At 34.9% G+C, this 16,664-nt stretch carries 17 protein-coding genes; 6 read left to right on the top strand and 11 right to left on the bottom strand.

Annotated features, from left to right (window positions below):
• Window positions 1-37: 37 nt before the first annotated feature.
• Complete coding sequence (gene mraZ / locus AB8P06_RS00775) at window positions 38-496, bottom strand: division/cell wall cluster transcriptional repressor MraZ (RefSeq protein ID WP_369836573.1); 459 nt, start codon at window positions 494-496, stop codon at window positions 38-40.
• A gap of 272 nt (window positions 497-768) precedes the next feature.
• Here mraZ and AB8P06_RS00770 point away from each other — a divergent pair, with 272 nt between their 5' ends.
• The 3 genes from AB8P06_RS00770 (at window position 769) to AB8P06_RS00760 (ending at window position 2,661) form a co-directional block, all read left to right on the top strand.
• Window positions 769-1,530, top strand: coding sequence for an alpha/beta fold hydrolase (locus AB8P06_RS00770; protein ID WP_369836571.1), 762 nt, complete (start codon window positions 769-771; stop codon window positions 1,528-1,530).
• Window positions 1,531-1,595: 65 nt separating this feature from the next.
• A complete protein-coding gene (gene yihA, locus AB8P06_RS00765; RefSeq protein ID WP_369836568.1) occupies window positions 1,596-2,219 on the top strand; it encodes a ribosome biogenesis GTP-binding protein YihA/YsxC in 624 nt (207 codons plus the stop codon).
• On the top strand, window positions 2,212-2,661 hold the full coding sequence (locus tag AB8P06_RS00760; RefSeq protein ID WP_369836566.1) for a GNAT family N-acetyltransferase: 450 nt from the start codon (window positions 2,212-2,214) through the stop codon (window positions 2,659-2,661). The genes yihA and AB8P06_RS00760 overlap by 8 nt, the downstream gene beginning before the upstream one ends.
• Window positions 2,662-2,717: 56 nt before the next feature.
• Here the strand turns inward: AB8P06_RS00760 and AB8P06_RS00755 are convergent, their stop codons facing one another.
• The 9 genes from AB8P06_RS00755 to AB8P06_RS00715 all read right to left on the bottom strand — a co-directional run bounded on the left by AB8P06_RS00755 (window position 2,718) and on the right by AB8P06_RS00715 (window position 8,519).
• Window positions 2,718-3,230, bottom strand: coding sequence for an SH3 domain-containing protein (locus AB8P06_RS00755; RefSeq protein ID WP_369836565.1), 513 nt, complete (start codon window positions 3,228-3,230; stop codon window positions 2,718-2,720).
• Between the two features lie 11 nt (window positions 3,231-3,241).
• The gene (locus tag AB8P06_RS00750; RefSeq protein WP_369836563.1) at window positions 3,242-3,850 is read right to left on the bottom strand and encodes a TM2 domain-containing protein; all 609 of its coding nucleotides are present in this window, start codon (window positions 3,848-3,850) and stop codon (window positions 3,242-3,244) included.
• 2 nt (window positions 3,851-3,852) lie between these two features.
• On the bottom strand, window positions 3,853-4,920 hold the full coding sequence (locus tag AB8P06_RS00745) for a type I restriction endonuclease (protein WP_369836561.1): 1,068 nt from the start codon (window positions 4,918-4,920) through the stop codon (window positions 3,853-3,855).
• A gap of 4 nt (window positions 4,921-4,924) precedes the next feature.
• On the bottom strand, window positions 4,925-5,263 hold the full coding sequence (locus AB8P06_RS00740; RefSeq protein ID WP_369836559.1) for a YegP family protein: 339 nt from the start codon (window positions 5,261-5,263) through the stop codon (window positions 4,925-4,927).
• A gap of 5 nt (window positions 5,264-5,268) precedes the next feature.
• Entirely contained in the window at window positions 5,269-5,559 is a 291-nt protein-coding gene (gene yidD / locus AB8P06_RS00735) for a membrane protein insertion efficiency factor YidD (protein ID WP_369836557.1), read from the bottom strand.
• On the bottom strand, window positions 5,531-5,794 hold the full coding sequence (locus AB8P06_RS00730) for a hypothetical protein (protein WP_369836555.1): 264 nt from the start codon (window positions 5,792-5,794) through the stop codon (window positions 5,531-5,533). The genes yidD and AB8P06_RS00730 overlap by 29 nt, the downstream gene beginning before the upstream one ends.
• Before the next feature lie 121 nt (window positions 5,795-5,915).
• Window positions 5,916-6,581 (bottom strand): response regulator, encoded by a 666-nt coding sequence (locus tag AB8P06_RS00725; protein WP_369836553.1) that lies wholly within the window; start codon window positions 6,579-6,581, stop codon window positions 5,916-5,918.
• A gap of 5 nt (window positions 6,582-6,586) precedes the next feature.
• Window positions 6,587-8,251: a tetratricopeptide repeat-containing sensor histidine kinase gene (locus AB8P06_RS00720; RefSeq protein WP_369836550.1), complete on the bottom strand. Its 1,665-nt coding sequence runs from the start codon at window positions 8,249-8,251 to the stop codon at window positions 6,587-6,589.
• A gap of 61 nt (window positions 8,252-8,312) precedes the next feature.
• On the bottom strand, window positions 8,313-8,519 hold the full coding sequence (locus tag AB8P06_RS00715; protein ID WP_369836548.1) for a hypothetical protein: 207 nt from the start codon (window positions 8,517-8,519) through the stop codon (window positions 8,313-8,315).
• A 365-nt stretch (window positions 8,520-8,884) separates the two neighbouring features.
• On the opposite strand from AB8P06_RS00715, the gene AB8P06_RS00710 reads away from it, so the two are divergent.
• Together AB8P06_RS00710 and AB8P06_RS00705 are read left to right on the top strand one after the other, a co-directional pair.
• Complete coding sequence (locus AB8P06_RS00710) at window positions 8,885-10,132, top strand: hypothetical protein (protein ID WP_369836545.1); 1,248 nt, start codon at window positions 8,885-8,887, stop codon at window positions 10,130-10,132.
• A gap of 93 nt (window positions 10,133-10,225) precedes the next feature.
• The gene (locus AB8P06_RS00705; RefSeq protein WP_369836542.1) at window positions 10,226-12,022 is read left to right on the top strand and encodes a metallophosphoesterase family protein; all 1,797 of its coding nucleotides are present in this window, start codon (window positions 10,226-10,228) and stop codon (window positions 12,020-12,022) included.
• A 194-nt stretch (window positions 12,023-12,216) separates the two neighbouring features.
• On the opposite strand, the gene AB8P06_RS00700 is transcribed toward AB8P06_RS00705, so the two are convergent.
• Window positions 12,217-13,284 carry a phosphatidylinositol-specific phospholipase C1-like protein gene (locus AB8P06_RS00700; RefSeq protein WP_369836539.1) on the bottom strand — a complete coding sequence of 356 codons (1,068 nt, stop codon included), beginning with the start codon at window positions 13,282-13,284 and terminating at the stop codon, window positions 12,217-12,219.
• A 331-nt stretch (window positions 13,285-13,615) separates the two neighbouring features.
• Between AB8P06_RS00700 and AB8P06_RS00695 the strand changes: the two genes are divergently transcribed.
• Window positions 13,616-16,660 (top strand): SusC/RagA family TonB-linked outer membrane protein, encoded by a 3,045-nt coding sequence (locus tag AB8P06_RS00695; protein WP_369836536.1) that lies wholly within the window; start codon window positions 13,616-13,618, stop codon window positions 16,658-16,660.
• Window positions 16,661-16,664: the final 4 nt, after the last annotated feature.

The following is a 16,664-nucleotide window of genomic DNA, read 5'->3' as shown; positions in this document are numbered from 1 at the left end:
GCTTTAGTTTGTGTTTTTCGCTTTTTATTCAGCGTGGTTATTCTTCATCGAAAGAGCCCATTACATCTTCGGCAAGGCTGGCAAAATCGGCTTCGTTGGTGGAAATCACCTTTTCATAGGCTTCTTTATCCCAGATTTCAAATAATTCTCCTGCGCTTGTGATCACAATATCTTTCTGAAGATTTGCGAAATGCGTAAGGTCTTTTGAGATCTGTAATCTTCCTGCATTATCCAACTCTACTGTTTTTACTCCTGCCGTAAACATTCTTATGAAATCAGCATTCTTTTTAATGAACCTGTTTAGTTTATTAATTTTGTCCATCAGTTTATCCCATGCTTTCATAGGATATACTTCAAGGCAAGGTTGGAACACAGATCTTTTGACTACAAAAGCTTTGTCTTCAAAGTTTTCCATCTGTTTGATCAGAGATGAAGGTACTTTTAAGCGGCCTTTGTCGTCTATTTTACACTCATATGTTCCAATGAAATTCTTCATTTGGGACAAATTTATATAAATATTTCCAAAATTTCCCACTTTTTCCCACTTTTTGACTTAATGTTAATAAGTTTTATCAAAGATTTAATTTTGGATAGGTAAGTTGTTGATAGTTTGGTGTTTGTGAATTGTATTATTTAGGCCATAATAAAAAGGGTTTGAAAAAAAAGGAGTAAAAGGAGCTTATTATATTATTTTTATTTTAAATTAGAGATATCAAAATATTTTTGAGGTTTAATTTGTATTTTTGCAAAGCTTTATTAAGGCGTTTTATGATATTTAGTACAAAAAAAGAAAAGAAATATACCTTTGTAGAGGCGGGAGAAGGACATCCATTGGTGCTGTTGCACGGTTTAATGGGTGGTTTGAGTAATTTCGATAAGATGGTGAATTTTTTTTCAGAGAGAGGATTCAAGGTGTACGTACCTCAGTTGCCGATCTACGATTTACCGGTACTCAATACCAATCTTACCACACTTGCAAAATATATTATCAAGTTTATAGAAAGTCACATTTCTGAACCTGTAACCATTGTAGGAAATTCAATGGGTGGCCACGTAGGGCTTATCTTAGCTTTAGCAAGACCGGATTTAGTGAAAAATCTTGTGTTAACCGGAAGCTCCGGATTATACGAAAGAACATTCGGAGACAGCTTTCCAAGAAAAAGTGACAGATCCTATATAAGGAAGAAAACGGAAGAGGTTTTTTATGATCCAGCCGTTGCTACTGAAGATCTGGTAGATGAAGTTTTCGGAGTGGTGAATGACAGGATGAAAGGAATCAAAACCGTAATGCTGGCGAGAAGTGCCATCAAACACAATATGTTGAATGACCTTCCGAAAATCACATGTCCTACCTGTCTGATCTGGGGAAAGCAGGATAATGTAACTCCTCCGGAGGTAGCGGAAGACATGCACAAATTTATTCCGAATTCAGACCTGTTCTGGATTGATCAATGCGGCCACGCAGCGATGATGGAAAAGCCGGATGAATTCAATGAAATTCTATACAACTGGATCAAAGATAAAGTTTAAAATAAAAATATAACAGACCATTAAGAGCTTTTTCTTAATGGTTTATTTTTCTAAAAATATTCGAAATGGTTATTAAAACAGCAACATTTGTAAAGAGCAGTGGAAAATGGCAGGAATGTCCTGAACCTAATATTCCTGAATATGCTTTTATCGGAAGATCTAATGTTGGAAAATCATCGTTGATCAATGCAATGATGAATCATAAGGATTTGGCAAAAACGTCAGGAACTCCGGGAAAGACCCAGCTTATTAATCATTTTTTAGTGAATGACACCTGGTATCTTACCGATTTACCGGGTTATGGGTATGCCAAGGTTTCAAAAGTCATCAGAAAAGATTTTGAAAAACTGATTACCAATTATATTTTAAACAGAAGGAATCTTGTAAACCTTTTTGTGCTGGTGGATATAAGACACACGCCGCAGAAAATCGACATGGAATTTATCCAATGGTGTGGAGAAAGCGGAATTCCTTTTTCCATCGTATTTACAAAAGCAGATAAGCTGAAACCGAATGTAGCGGTAAAAAATGTAGAAGAGTACAAAAAAGAACTTCATAAAACATGGGAAGACCTTCCGGAATTATACGTTACTTCTGCTGAAAAGAAGGAGGGAGGGGATGAAATTCTGAGCTTCATTCAGAAGACCAATGATTTTTTAAAAAATAATAATGTAAGTTTTGATGAGTAATATAATCTGGAAAATAAAGACATTCGATGAATTTACCGTTCCGGAATTGTACAAAATCCTGAAGGCACGCATTGATGTTTTTGTAATTGAACAAAACTGTCCGTATCCGGATCTTGATAATTATGATCAGAAAGCCGTTCATATCTGGGCAGAAGAAAACGGAGACGTACTGGCATACTGCCGTGTTTTTGACAAAGGAATAAAATATGACGAAACTTCTTTCGGCAGGGTCTTGACAACAGAGCAGGCAAGAGGAAAAAGCTTAGGAAAGCAGCTGATAAAATATGCCGTTGAAACAATAGAAAACCGTTTCCATACTTCCGAGATCAAAATTTCAGCACAGGATTATTTATTAAGGTTCTATTCTGAATTCGGGTTTGAAGACACCGGAAAGAAATATCTTGAAGACGATATTCCGCATACGGAAATGATAAGAAAATAAAAAAGCGAAGATTTTTCTTCGCTTTTTTTGTGAAAGTATGAAAGTATATTGAGAGATTAATTTTTAATGTCTTTATAATAAACAAATCCTTCTGTTCCTGTTTTTTTGATTTTTACTTTAACCCAGTCTCCATTTTTTTCAATTTTCACTAATTTTGAACCCTGTTTTATCTTTTCAATAACCGGGAATTCAATACCCGGCCCTTTACGGATATTTACAATCTCGGCTTTTGCATAGTAAACAATAGGTATGGTAGAATCATAAAAATCATTAGATGTGGTTGATCCTGATTGAAATGTTCTTCTGGTTTTTGAAGAAGTTTTTTTCTTATTATTAGTTTTCTTGTCAGATGGGCTATTGTAAAAACTTCTTCCGGAAGAACTGCCATTACAGACGCCACATGTTCCTCCAGAGCTGCAGTGTCCGCATCGTGAACAGTTTGAACAAGCATTGCAATTCGCGGATCCAGTGCACCTTCCTTCATGTCCTATATTATCATTTGCTTTGAGACAAGCATTCAATGAGAATAAACATGCTATGATTATAATGAACGGTATTAATTTTTTCATGGTTATTAATTTTACCTGTTATATTTTAAGTCAAATTTATTTTGAGACATGAATATGAAAGCAAAAAAGTCAATTATTGCAATACATAAGGGAATGAAAGTCCAGCAGAAGATTAAATATAAAAAACCAAGTAATGTTTGGCCCAAATAAAATCTGTGTACTCCCAGGCCTCCAAACAGAAAAGCTAAAATGGCAGTTAAGTTTTTATCCTTTCCTCCTCCAGCTTTTGCATTTACAATTTGTATTTGCTGAGACTTCAATTTTATAAGGTCATCTGATGAAAGTATTGTTAGTTGTGCTATATAATTTATAATATTTGAAATATGATTATTTGCGTGAGTCACTTCATAAGACTCATTAAACGTGCCTGATTTTCTTCTTATTTCTACTGTAATTTCTGTTTTATTATCTGATATTGAATTTAAATTGATGTCAATATAAACCCCCAGGCTCATAAACTCATAAGATTCATAAGTGTACTGGTTAAAAATTTCATTTGAAGAGCTAAATTTATATTGGGGATTCAACAAATAAATATTTCTGACACTTTCTCTTACTCTTTCAATAGGGAAATCGACACTAAGCGTTTTTTTTGGGTTGGGAATTGCAAAAACAGCCATGATTAATAATTTTCTAATGTTTGATGAAGTTCATTTCGGAAGTTATAAATCTCATCAAGATTATTTAATAAGATTTTTTCACCGGAATCTTTACCATTGTGAAAGATTTCCAAGTATTTATTAGCAGTATTAAAATGCAATCTGCAGAGCGGTTTTCTGTTATTATCATCCAATAGAATCCCGAAATATGATAAAGTATCTCTGTAAGCGATCCGCGAAGAAGAAATTTTCTCTCTTAAAATGGCTTTTACAATTTGAAACCCTTCCAACTCTTCTTCTGTTGTGACAATTTTGGAATCATTGTTTTCGTCAATTGATTGAAGGGTTTTGACTTCTTCATCCTGTTTTTCAATCTGCTCATTAATACTCAAGGCAGATTTAAGTCTAAAACTGATAGATTCATTAATAGATGTTGATAATGCTTTCTTAGTGTATTCTTTAAAAGACATCATTCTGTTAGCAGTGATTGGTTTTTCGAAAAACCTGCTGACCAAAAGTTTTACAATTTCATCAGATGGATTTTCAATTTCTTTTTCGAATTCTTTTCGGATGGCTCTGATATATTTTAATGCTTCTGCAGAATCTAAAATACTTTCAAGATTGTAATCTCTCTTGGTGAAGCTCTCAAGGATTTTTATGGAACTATCTTTTAAATCTTCAATATTGATGGTGAAAAAAGGTTTCTCATCCATAATATTCGGCTTCTCAAGATCTGTGTAGAAGTTATAAATAATACCATTTGTGAGAACACCAAATCTGGTTTTGGAGACATGGTAGTATCTGTGAAGTTGAGAATTATGGGCATCTGCACTTTCTTTCCAGTGTTTACATTCAATGATGAAAATCGGCTCATTATTGTTTTTGATTACGTAGTCTACTTTCTCTCCTTTTTTGGTGCCAATATCACAGACGTGTTCCGGAACCACTTCGGTGGGATTGAAAATATCATAGCCAAGGATTTGTATAAAAGGCATTACAAAGGCGTTTTTTGTAGCTTCTTCAGTACTGATCTGATCTTTCAGCCCTACAACTTTCTGATGTAACTGTTCGAGTTTAATTTTAAGATCCATTGTTTTAGTTTTTAAGCGTTTCATCAATAATTTCAGCTGTCGGAGCATTGGATTTTACAGAATGAATTCCGTTTTCCATAGACGATTTTGAGCTGTACAACTGGCTTTTACCAATAATTTCTCCATTTCTTGCCTTCAAAACAAAATAATCTTTACCATTGGAGCCTACTCTTCTGTCATATCTGGAATCATCCTGTGAATTGATTCTTACAGATTCTATTCCTTTGTGGCAGGATGCTTTCTGAACATAGCCTTCGCTGGTTAAAATGATTTCTCCGTTTCCGGCTTTTAAATTGAATTGATACTCTTTGTTGATTCTCTGTGTAATAACAAATTTTCCCATAAATATTATTTTTTTGTTTTTAGTAATCTTTCTGAAATTTCTGTTTCATCAAGAATATGATGGCTTGGTAAAATGATTTGGAGTTTTCCGGTTATTGGATTTTCAATAAGATGAGCTTCTGATCTGCAATTGTGAAATCTATATCTGAATGCTTTTAATCCTGAAATAAAACCTTCGTTAACAGTTTTTTTATAAACGTATTTTGAACAACTTGTTTTAAAAATGCATTTTCTCCTCTTTGAAGCTGGAATCACTATCCAATAGATTTTAATAAGAAGGAGTAATAGGTTTTTCATTTTCTTCTTTGCTAAAAACAACCATTTGATACGAAGTCATATAACCAGGTTGGGCGGTATTGCCAAAACAACCTTCAACAGGTTGTATATAAGTGGATATACTTTCTACTCTTATATACGTCCAACCGTCATTGGCGTGAACTGTTATTAAATTATCTAATTGTTCTGCAATGTTTTTTGCACTCATATTTTGCTGGTTTGCAGTGGCGACAAAAGGGATTACTTTATATTCCATGTGTATTGTTTTTTAATACTCCAAAAGTATAACCCTTTAAAATCCAATCATTACGGTTAACCGTAAAAACAAAAAAACCTTTCAAAAAAATGAAAGGTTGATATTCGATAGAGCATTAAGGCTAAATTATTCCCCAGTCTTTGCAAAGGGCAATTAGTTGTTCGTTATTGCCTACTCCTAAAGATTCTTTTAAGTTATTTAAACATTTTTCCACACTGCTCAGACTGGAAGGTTTAATATTATTTTCTTTTAGATAATCCGGAATGTTTTTCTGAAGCATTCCTTTTGAAAGCTGGGTAATAAGAATGATGTCAAATTTTGTGAAATCATAATAACTCTTTTTCTTAATAGCATCTTTTACATTGGCAGAGATGTATTTTTCATTGTTGTAAACTGCTTTTATAGCGCGTTTCAATTCTTTAATGTCTTCTCTCCCTTTAGATACAAAGCCATTGATGTTGTGGGTTTTAAACAGGGTTTCAATAATTTCAGGTCTGCTTTCAATAGAAAAGGCAATGATTTTAATATTAGGCTCATCATTTTTTATAGCTTCGATGAGTTCCCTTCCGTTAGTAAGATTCTGTTCTCTGTGATCCGTATCAAATGAAAGATCAGTAATAAGTAATTCATAGGAACTTTTTTCCCGGATGCCTTTTTTTATTTTCATCCATGCATCATCACAATAGTGTACATTATCTACAGTTGCAATTTTTAACTCTTCAAGAGCTTTTTGAACGGAAATATTAAAACTCTCGTAGTCTTCGGCTATTAGTACTTTTTTAAACATAATATTTAATTTTTAACTGGAAATGAAAGGGCTATTTTCAAACCTTTTTCTGTTTTCGTGTCAAAATTAATTGTTCCACCTATAGAATTTATACGGGTTTCCGTATTTCCCAAACCGTTTTTTGGAGAAAGAAACTTAATTCCCACGCCGTTATCCGAATATAAAATATGAATAAGATTATTTTTCCGCTCAAAATTAATGATAACACGGTCAGCCTGGCTATGCTTTCTCATATTGGTCATCAGTTCCTGAAGAATGTAGAAAATTTCAGTTTTCGATTTATCGGGAACATCGTTCCACAGTGATTCTTCATTTCCGATCGTAGGAATCATAATTGTTTCCGAAGCATAAGATTTGAACATTTGCGACAATTGTTGAGAAAAGTCGTTTTCCAACACCAGATCTTTATCTTCATAAGAAATGTCACGCGAAATATGATAAATGTTTTCCAGCTTATCCAACAAAATATCCTTATCCATATCCAATGTGTTTTCCACTTCTGACATCACATGATAAACCTTGTTGGCAACTTTATCATGAACTTTTTTAGACATTTTGAGTTGTGTGTTTTTGACTTCGAGCTCTTTTTCTTGTTTTAGTTGTTTTTGTCTTCTACGGTACCAGATAATTATCATTGTCGCAAAGAATAAAGCAATCAAAAGAAGCAAATTCCTATTTTTATTCTCTGCACTGACAACTTTTAACATTTCATTTTCTGCTGTTTTTACATCTATGTCATAACGGAAAACAGCAAATTGATCCTTGTCTTTATTTCGTGCTGTTTGTACGCTATCATGTATTGACTGGAATCTTAAAAAGTTTTTTAGATAATTAGTTTTATCTAGTATGATTATTTTTTGTAGGGCTTCAAGCTGATCATCCGCACTTTTATTTTGAACTGCTTTTTCAAGCATCATTTTAGCGTACAGTAAAGAAGTGTTTTGATCTTTATTATAAAAATAATCCGCCAATGTTGCATAACTTGAATTTTCTGCCCAACTGTTATTTTCTTTTTTTCTTATTTCTAAAGCTTTAAATAATTCTGGTAAAGGATTGTAATTTTTGTTCTCTAGAAATTTTGCTCTCGCTAAATTATTGAGTGCTCTTGCATAATCGATACTATCTTTTGAAGCTAAAGCAAGATTAAGATATTTTTTTGCTAAAGTAAAATTCTTTTGACTAATTAATGCATCACCGATATTGTTGTAGTAGATAAGCTTACTTTTTTCAACATTTACATATTTCAATGCTTTATTGTAATACGAAATAGCACTATCGAAGTTTTTAAGATTAGAAGAAGAAATAGCTAAATTGTTATAATTGGTTGCAAGAACAAGCTTAACAAGACTATCGGTCTTTTTTTGATTTTTAAAAAATTTATCTGCACGTAATGATGTTTCAATTCCACCATAATAATCTCCTTTATCAGATTGAATTATGGCCATATTTACTAAGGCTCTTGCAACACCTAATGAATCTTTCTCTGTTAAAAAAGCATTCTTTGCTAAATTAAAATAATAAAAAGCCGAATCATAAACTTTATTTTTTTGATATTCTTTAGCTTTTTTGAAATAGGAATTTGTGGTCAAAATTTGTTTTGATAATTCTTTTTTTTCCTTTTTACAGGAGAATAAGATTATCGACATGATAATTAATAATGAGTATTTCATAAAATTAGTTTTGCATGTAAGGTAAGAAAAAGGACAGATTATACAATCTGTCCCTTAATTATTATGGATTAGGAGGGGTAAATGGTGGAGGGGTTTGACCCGTATTTCCTCCTGTTCCTCCGTCTCCCGGATCTACTCCTTCTCCGGGATCAGTCCCGCCATCCGGAATGGTTAGTGTTGTTGATGTATTTCCGTTATTACATGATGATGTATTTGCGTTGTTATTTGAAAATGCTAAACCTAGTAGCATTAATATTAATTGTAACATTTCTTAAAAATTTAAAAATTGACGATGTTTTTCTTCCTCTCGTGATTTTCTCACGAGCTGTACACATTTTTGAAAAAGAAGCGCTTCTTAAATTTTTGGGAAGTGTGATGATCTAAAGTGAAAATTGAAATTTGCTTCCCAGGTCAGATATTAATCCTCACTTTATCACATCATTATGAAATCTGTTTTGTACATTTGCCCTGATAGCTAGTCAGAGTTGTTTCTGATTTCTGTTGCAAAGTTATATTCGCAAAACGCTGATGCATAGGAAGATTCCGGAGATTCCAATGATTCTTTAGGAATTCCGATTGTTCGGGTGAAATTCCGGTAATTCCGGGTTAATTAATATTAGATTTATTTGGGAAATGTTTACTAATTATGTGCAGAGGGTAATAGAAACCTATCAATTGAAAAAAGAGAAAGGGGGGCTTTCTCTTAACTTAACAGAACCGACACCTTCAAGATTGAAGAGTGAGTGTATGATTGTATACGCGGAAAGGTTTAAAGAAAAGGATCATAAAGCATTGAGGCTCTTTTTCCAGACTAAGGAAGATACTACAGATTATTCTTTAAGCATCAGAAATATTGATACCGATAAGTTTAAACCACTTGCTAACTTTTTAAAGGGCAGAACTTCCGAAACGGATGGTAAGAATATTGAGTTACTGTCCTGGCTCATTGATTTTGAACCCCGACCTTATGATCATAGAAATAAATATGAGGAGCTTCCAGCCTTTGACCCGGGAAAACCGGATGAGGGAAAAGATATAAAAGGAATAAATGATGAAGGTGAATTGAGAGATGAATCCTTAGAAGAAGATATTGAGTTGAAAACTAAAGATTTTAGTAATGATGATGAAGAAAATGGGTACTCAAGTGATCAGGAAGAAGTAAATGGGCAATTTAAGATTGAATCACTAGGCAAAGAAGATTTCAGTAATCCGGATTCCGGAAATTCCGAAGATTCTGAAAAGCAAAATGGCCTTCAATTTCATGATAATGAGGTTGTTAATAATGGCGGTGGCATCAACGAGCCAATTTCGGGTGAAAATGAAAGAGATAATCCGGAAGAAGAAGGACAAAGGTTTGATTTAAAAAAGATTTTAATTGGAATTGCTATTGCTGCTTCAATTGTACTTGGAGGTTATTTTTTTCTGAATGGGGAATCTGATGATGAAAATACAAAACAAGAGAACCGGATAGACAGCTCGGCAATTCAAGAAGAGATTAAAATAACGCCAACAGATACTATTATAAATAAAAATTCACAGGAAAGAAAAAAGGCAGCGGATGAAAGGCAGCAAGTAATTAAGATTGCTGATATCCCAGAAGAAAAATGTATGTATTGGAATGAAGACCATTACCAGAAGATATTTTGTGATGACAAAAATATCACAGGACCTCCCGTTACTTTTGATAAAGAGCTCCAGGAAAACTTCAGAAAAATTACTTTCCCTGACACAATTACATTGAAATCTGAAGGAAAAATCTGGTATTCCAAATCAGATGGAAAATATGAATATTTTACAGGGCCAGGAAAGCATCCCGTTAATAACAAACCATTAAGAAGGATCACTGATTATATTATTAAAACACATATCTTAAAAAATTAAAGAGAATAAAATATTTGCTTATCCGTAATAATTATTTAAACTTCATGTAAAATAAATTGAAAAATATTCCCCTAATTTCCAAATTATTTTACCATGACTAAAAAGGGAATTCTCTCAATTTTATTTTTTGCTTTTTTGTGTCTATCAGCTCAGCAAAAACCTGTACAGATCGCCTTTCTTTCCGATGTACATTTTCAGGATTTGTATGGAAGCTTTTCAGATAATGATTTTAAAGGAATTGTAAATCCTGAAAGCGGAAAACCAACGATTCTGAGAACAATGGACTCTCAGTTGCATTCCACCAGGATTTTTAATGAAAACTATTTTGCTTTTCTGGCAGCATTGGATGATATTGCGGCCAAAGGAATTAAAATAGTGGCTATGCCGGGCGATTTTTCTGACGACGGACAGGCTTATAATCTACGCGGGCTCCACAAGATCTTAGATCAGTATCACCAAAAATATAAGATCGATTTTTATATCACAACAGGAAATCATGATCCGGTAGGGCCGTTTCGACAGGCCGCCGGGAAAGATGATTTTCTCGGAAAGGATGGAAATCCATTAGGAATTTACAGCAAAGAAAATATGGGGAAAATCAGGGATAAGATCATTACAAAAGATATAGCAGAATCCGGATATTTAGAAATTTTAGAAGAACTAAAAGATTTCGGGTTTTACCCTAAAAAAGAAAACCTGTATTGGAGCACTCCTTTCAATCAGGTTTTTTATAAAAATTATTCGTACGAAAAAGCTTTACAGAATGTCGGTTATTCCAACAGAATGTACGAAGTTTCAAAAAGCTTTTCCGTTCCGGATCTGAGTTATGTCGTAGAACCGGTAAAAGGAGTTTGGATGATCGCCATCGACGGAAATACCTATATTCCTAAAAATAAGGATGGAAATTCAAATGATCCAACCAATTACCGTGGAGCAAGCATCGGTTATAACAATGTATTGACCAACAAAAAGCATATAATTCAATGGGTAAAAAAGATTGCAGCTGAAGCGAAAGCAAATGGGAAAACGGTTGTTGCATTTACCCATTACCCAATGATTGATTTTAATGACGGAGCGACCAATGACATCAAAAATCTTTTGGGCGGAAAAAAATGGCAGCTGGAAAGAGTTCCTGAAGAAGACGTTGCGAAGGCTTTTATGGATGCCGGGTTACAGATTCATTTCGCCGGACATATGCATATCAATGATACGGGAGTCAGAAAAGAGAGAGATAAGATGTTAGTCAATGTTCAGGTTCCGTCATTGGCTGCATATCAGCCGGCCTATAAAATTCTCACCATACAATCACCGGATAAAATGGAAGTGCATACAGAGACAATCAATGTTGTGCCGCGTTTCAATGAATTATTTCCACTGTATGAAAAGGAATATCAGACACTCAGCAAAGACAAAAGCAAAACACTTTGGAATAAAGATATTCTGAAAACTCAATCATATCATGACTTTATGCTGTTCCATTTGAAAGAATTGGTTCGTTTAAGGATGATTCCGGATGACTGGCCGAAAGATTTTTATGAAAAAGCGAAAGTATTGAACGGTGAAGATTTGTTGCTGATGTCACAAAATTCGAATACAGAATCTAAACAAAAAAGACTCGACCCAAAATCGTTTGGAAAATGGAATTTCGAAGACCTTCTGTTTGATTTGTATAAGTTTCAATCGGCTGATGAACTGGCTACAAAAGATATTCCGCAAGAAAGACTGGAACAGTATCAGGTTTTAGAAAAACTTTTTGAATCCAATACCTCTCAGGATCCTTTTATTAAACAGCTAAAATCTGTTTTCAAAATCCTTTCTTTATTATCAAACGGAGATCCGGCAGATCACTTTAGAATAGATTTGAAAAATAAAACATTGAAAAGACTTTAATTCCAACGATATAATTCATTAAATTTTCACACATTATTATAGTGCAATCATCCACCAAATTCGCTTAACCTGCGAGAGCAAACATATCAGATTTTTGTGCTTTAAGAACAAACATACCACAGCTGGGTCTAGACAAAAAAGACTGCCCGATAATCAGACAGCCTTTCCCCTTTAATATGAAGTTTACAATGTACTTATTTTCCGTTTACAGGATTCTTTCTCTCATAACTATTGTCGTCAAAACTAATTTTATAATTAGATTTGAAAAGCTGACTCGGAAGATAATAATCTGTCGTGATCACCTGAGCGCCACTCTCTTTTGCCTTTTCAAACCTTGAATAATCTTCATTCCTTGCTTCCATGGTATCGGCATCTGCTCTCGTCCGGATAATGTATCCCTGCTTTACCAGCTCACTGATTTTCGGACTTGGATCATTCATAAATAAAACCGCAGATTCAGGAGTCCCGGGAGTGGAATTGGTGAAAACCATTCTTCCTTTTAACGACGGATGCCCTTTTATATACAAATCCCTGTTATCTCCGTTATTATCCAGTACAAAAAGGAATTTCCCTTTCGCATCTTTTACTTTGGGCCAGTTTTTATTTAATACCGCTTCATTCAGTGTTTTGTAAGAGCCACGGATATCATCGGGAGTAATGATTTTATTTTTTCCAAGATAGTTCTTCAGCTCATTATCAAGGTCGTCAAAAAGCTTAGAAGTATAATGTTCAGGCTCTGTTCCAAACCTGTTCTTTTCGCCGTCTTTAGGCTCAAGGGTAATAAATATGGGATCGTGGTCAGGATGGGCATCAGACCACTTTTTTAAATCCTTCAGACAATCCTCCAGCGTATAATACCAGGTCTGGTAATCGATGTCGGTAATATGGATCATTTTATACCCGGGTTTTTTCATCTTTCCTTCAGGGTCAAAAGGCTGTGTTGTTTTTACCAGGTCCAGAATTTTTGGATGGGCATATTTTCCTCCCTTGCTGTCTGCATAGACGTCGATTTCAAGGTTTCGTAATCCTAAATCCAGCTGTTTAGGGATTGCGATATGTTCATATTGAATTCTGGGTAAAAAATTCAGTGAATCTTTCTTGGATAAATAGCTGTATACCTCAGGCAGGATTGCCTTTTTATAACTGTTATGAGACCCGATAACCTGGATTTCATTGATCTTTAAATCATTTAGTTTTTGAATCTGCGACCAGAATAAGTTGGATGAACACAAATATAAACCTATCAAAAGGGTCTTTTTCATTTCGTCAATTTTTGTAGTAGCGAAATTAATAAGTCTTTATCGTTAGCAATCTACATAAGATATTAAGAGTGTTTTAAGATTTTGTAAATAAAGAAAATTGAGGCTTGTTAAATTGTTGAGAATAAGCGAACTATTATTTTCCCATTTTGGGATATTTATATTTTGTTGATTTTAAGATAATATTATGTTAAAACGATTTCATGGTAAATCATTTTACTTTGTATGCCGAAAAATAACTGCGAAACGGGTTAAAGAAAACCACTGTTGCGGCAACAACAGTGGCTTTTTAATAAGCAATGTAACGTTGATCACAATTACTTTACTTAATGATATGTACCACAAAATTAATTTATTTAAGTTTAAAAAGCTAATTCCTATAGCATTAATCTTTCTGGTGGCCAACCATGCCCATGCGGAAGGATTTACGAAAAACTATCCGGCGTTTTCTCAGGTTAATGAGACGATTTCGGGAACAGTAGCAGATCAGGAAGGCTCAGCCATTGAAGGCGCAAAGGTCACGGTTGTAGAAACCGGTGCCACAACTACTACCGACACTTCCGGAAACTTTACAATTTCGGCTAACATCGGACAGACATTATCCATTTCTTATGACGGATATGTGATACAGATGGTGAAAATCTCAGGTACTTCGGTTTCCGTAAAATTGCAGTCTAAAAAAGATGCGACTTCTATTGAAGAAGTAACCTTGGTTGGTTATGGTTCACAGAAAAAATCTGATTTAACAGGAGCGGTAAGCCAACTGAAAGCTGAGAATTTCAAAGAAGGAATGAATATTTCCGTTGATAATTTAATGCAGGGGAAAATCGCCGGTGTCCGTATCGTTCAGTCGAGTGGTGAACCCGGTGCCGGAGTGAATGTTTCGATCAGAGGTATCGGATCAATCCGTAGCGGAAGTACGCCTTTATTTGTTGTTGATGGCGTTCCTTTGAGTAATGATGCCGTAAGCGCAACAGGGCCTAATATAGGTTTGGGAAATGCCCAGGCGAAAAACCCGTTAAACTTTTTAAATACAAGTGACATCGAATCAATTACTGTGCTGAAAGATGCTTCTGCAGCTGCTATTTATGGGGCGAGAGGTTCAAACGGGGTTGTTTTGGTGACGACAAAAAGAGGAAAAAAAGGGGAGCCGATGTTCACTTACGATACTTATTTAGGTTTTTCTTCCGTTATCAAAAAACTGGATTTATTAACGGCAGACCAGTACAGATCAGCAGGAATCGATAAACTTTACGACCACGGCGGAAACACAGACTGGCAGGATGAGATCTACAGAAATGCAGCTTCATCAAATCATTCGGTATCATTCTCAAAATCTACAGAGACAGGGAATTATTTTGCATCGCTTTCCCACATGGATCAGGACGGTATCGTGCTGAACAGTGGTTTCAAAAGAACAACGGCCCGTTTGAATGCCGAAGAATCTTTCTTCGATAATAAAAGATTAAAGATTAAACTAAATCTTACGGCGAGTGATATCAAAGAAACCGGAATTCCGAATGGAGCGAATGCAGGATCTGATGGTCAGGTAATTATCCACGCCTTGATGGCAAATCCTACCCGTTCAGTCTATGATCAAAACGGGAATTACACCAATTTCAACATGAATGCTCATTACAATCCACTGTATTTGTTGAGTGTTTATACTGATAAAACCAATACTTTCAGAGTGTTGGGGAATACGGAAGCCACATTAAGAATCTTACCTGGGTTAAATTATAAATTCAATTTAGGGATTGATAAATCAATGTCGGAAAGAAATACAACGATGTATCCTAACCTTACCGACAGGACCCCAAAAGGAATGTATGTTCAGGCAAACTTTGACTCTTATAATGTGCTTTTGGAACATTATTTAACATATGACCTTAGCTTAAATAAGCATAATTTCAGCTTATTGGGAGGTTTCTCTTATCAGAAATTCAAATCTACGGGAACGTATTTCGGAGTAAGAAATATTGCTGCCCAAGGTGCGGGAATCTCACCGGAAATTAATCCCGGATATTCCGGAGATGCTTTCGTTCCGGCAGCGGGTTATGCTCAGGAAAATGAACTACAGTCGTATTTCGGAAGGGTAAATTACAATTTTGATAAAAAATATTTATTAACGGCTTCCTTAAGAGCAGACGGTTCTACACGTTTCGGAGCGAATAATAAATATGGATATTTTCCTTCTGTTGCAGTGGGGTGGACGGTTTCTAATGAAAACTTCCTGAAAGATTCTCAAATTGTTAATGAATTGAAATTAAGAGGAAGCTGGGGACAAACCGGTAACCAGGAAATTCCAAACAAGCAGACTAAGGCAAGCTATTCGTTGGCACAGTCTGCAGGATATTACTTATATGAAAATTTAGATCTGGTCAATGGAGTTTTAGTCAATAGAACTGCAAATCCTGATCTGAAATGGGAAGTTGTAGAGCAAGCTAACATCGGTGCGGATTTCAGTTTATGGAAAAACAAATTGTACGGATCATTGGAATATTACAATAAAACCACAAAAGATCCGATCTTAAATATTCCTTCGCCACCTTTGAGCCCGACAAGTACAATCTGGAGAAATGTTGATGCAGAGATTGTTAATAAAGGTTTTGAATTTACTTTAGGTTCAGAGGTTATCAGAAATGAAAATTTCACATGGAATGTTGATGTGAATGGAGCTACGGTAAATAACGTTGTGAAAAATCTTCCGGTTTCGGAAATTTATTCAGGAGAAGTTTCAGGTCCCGGGCTTTCAGGAGTTACGGCCAATATCTACAAAAACGGTTATGAAGCAGGATCTTTCTATATGTACCACTATTTGGGAGTTGATGCCAACGGAAAATACATTTACGAAGATGTTGACGGCGACGGAGCAATCGGCCAGAAAGACAAAAAGATTTTCGAAGGAGCTATTCCGAACTTCACTTTCGGGATCAATTCTTACATGAAATACAAGAAGTTTGATTTTGCATTCTCTTTTATCGGGCAAACGGGAGGTTATCTGGTAAATAATACAGCATTGGACTTAAATATCAATAATTTAGCCTCGGACAGAAATGTTCTGAAAAACTTCTACGATTCAGGAGCGAGTTTCACCAACCAGCCGCAATTATCTTCTTTATATCTTGAAAAATCAGACTTTATCCGTCTGAACAATGTAAGACTAGGATATACTTTCGATATGAAGCAACTGAAATTTTTGAGAAGCATCAATCTTTATGTAAGTGCACAGAATTTATTCACAATTACCAGCTATACAGGTTACGATCCGCTTGTTGATACCAACAAACAGGTGGGAGGAAACCAGTCTCTGGGAATTGATTATACGACCTATCCGTCTGCAAAGACTTTCATTTTGGGAGCAACTGTTAAATTTTAATTGA

It is taken from the genome of Chryseobacterium tongliaonense (assembly GCF_041224435.1).
GTDB lineage: Bacteria > Bacteroidota > Bacteroidia > Flavobacteriales > Weeksellaceae > Chryseobacterium > Chryseobacterium tongliaoense.
The sequence above is the reverse complement of the archived record's forward strand: the minus strand, read 5'-3'. Positions and strand labels throughout refer to the sequence as shown.

What these genes read in the sequence shown, in the direction of transcription:
- AB8P06_RS00700 (WP_369836539.1), bottom strand. Translation starts at nt 13,284, where the DNA reads ATGAAAAAGACCCTTTTGATAGGTTTATATTTGTGTTCATCCAACTTA.
- AB8P06_RS00750 (WP_369836563.1), bottom strand. Translation starts at nt 3,850, where the DNA reads ATGGCTGTTTTTGCAATTCCCAACCCAAAAAAAACGCTTAGTGTCGAT.
- AB8P06_RS00760 (WP_369836566.1), top strand. Translation starts at nt 2,212, where the DNA reads ATGAGTAATATAATCTGGAAAATAAAGACATTCGATGAATTTACCGTT.
- AB8P06_RS00725 (WP_369836553.1), bottom strand. Translation starts at nt 6,581, where the DNA reads ATGTTTAAAAAAGTACTAATAGCCGAAGACTACGAGAGTTTTAATATT.
- AB8P06_RS00720 (WP_369836550.1), bottom strand. Translation starts at nt 8,251, where the DNA reads ATGAAATACTCATTATTAATTATCATGTCGATAATCTTATTCTCCTGT.
- AB8P06_RS00710 (WP_369836545.1), top strand. Translation starts at nt 8,885, where the DNA reads ATGTTTACTAATTATGTGCAGAGGGTAATAGAAACCTATCAATTGAAA.
- mraZ (WP_369836573.1), bottom strand. Translation starts at nt 496, where the DNA reads ATGAAGAATTTCATTGGAACATATGAGTGTAAAATAGACGACAAAGGC.
- AB8P06_RS00715 (WP_369836548.1), bottom strand. Translation starts at nt 8,519, where the DNA reads ATGTTACAATTAATATTAATGCTACTAGGTTTAGCATTTTCAAATAAC.
- yidD (WP_369836557.1), bottom strand. Translation starts at nt 5,559, where the DNA reads ATGAAAAACCTATTACTCCTTCTTATTAAAATCTATTGGATAGTGATT.
- yihA (WP_369836568.1), top strand. Translation starts at nt 1,596, where the DNA reads ATGGTTATTAAAACAGCAACATTTGTAAAGAGCAGTGGAAAATGGCAG.
- AB8P06_RS00730 (WP_369836555.1), bottom strand. Translation starts at nt 5,794, where the DNA reads ATGGAATATAAAGTAATCCCTTTTGTCGCCACTGCAAACCAGCAAAAT.
- AB8P06_RS00745 (WP_369836561.1), bottom strand. Translation starts at nt 4,920, where the DNA reads ATGGATCTTAAAATTAAACTCGAACAGTTACATCAGAAAGTTGTAGGG.
- AB8P06_RS00770 (WP_369836571.1), top strand. Translation starts at nt 769, where the DNA reads ATGATATTTAGTACAAAAAAAGAAAAGAAATATACCTTTGTAGAGGCG.
- AB8P06_RS00695 (WP_369836536.1), top strand. Translation starts at nt 13,616, where the DNA reads ATGTACCACAAAATTAATTTATTTAAGTTTAAAAAGCTAATTCCTATA.
- AB8P06_RS00755 (WP_369836565.1), bottom strand. Translation starts at nt 3,230, where the DNA reads ATGAAAAAATTAATACCGTTCATTATAATCATAGCATGTTTATTCTCA.
- AB8P06_RS00740 (WP_369836559.1), bottom strand. Translation starts at nt 5,263, where the DNA reads ATGGGAAAATTTGTTATTACACAGAGAATCAACAAAGAGTATCAATTC.
- AB8P06_RS00705 (WP_369836542.1), top strand. Translation starts at nt 10,226, where the DNA reads ATGACTAAAAAGGGAATTCTCTCAATTTTATTTTTTGCTTTTTTGTGT.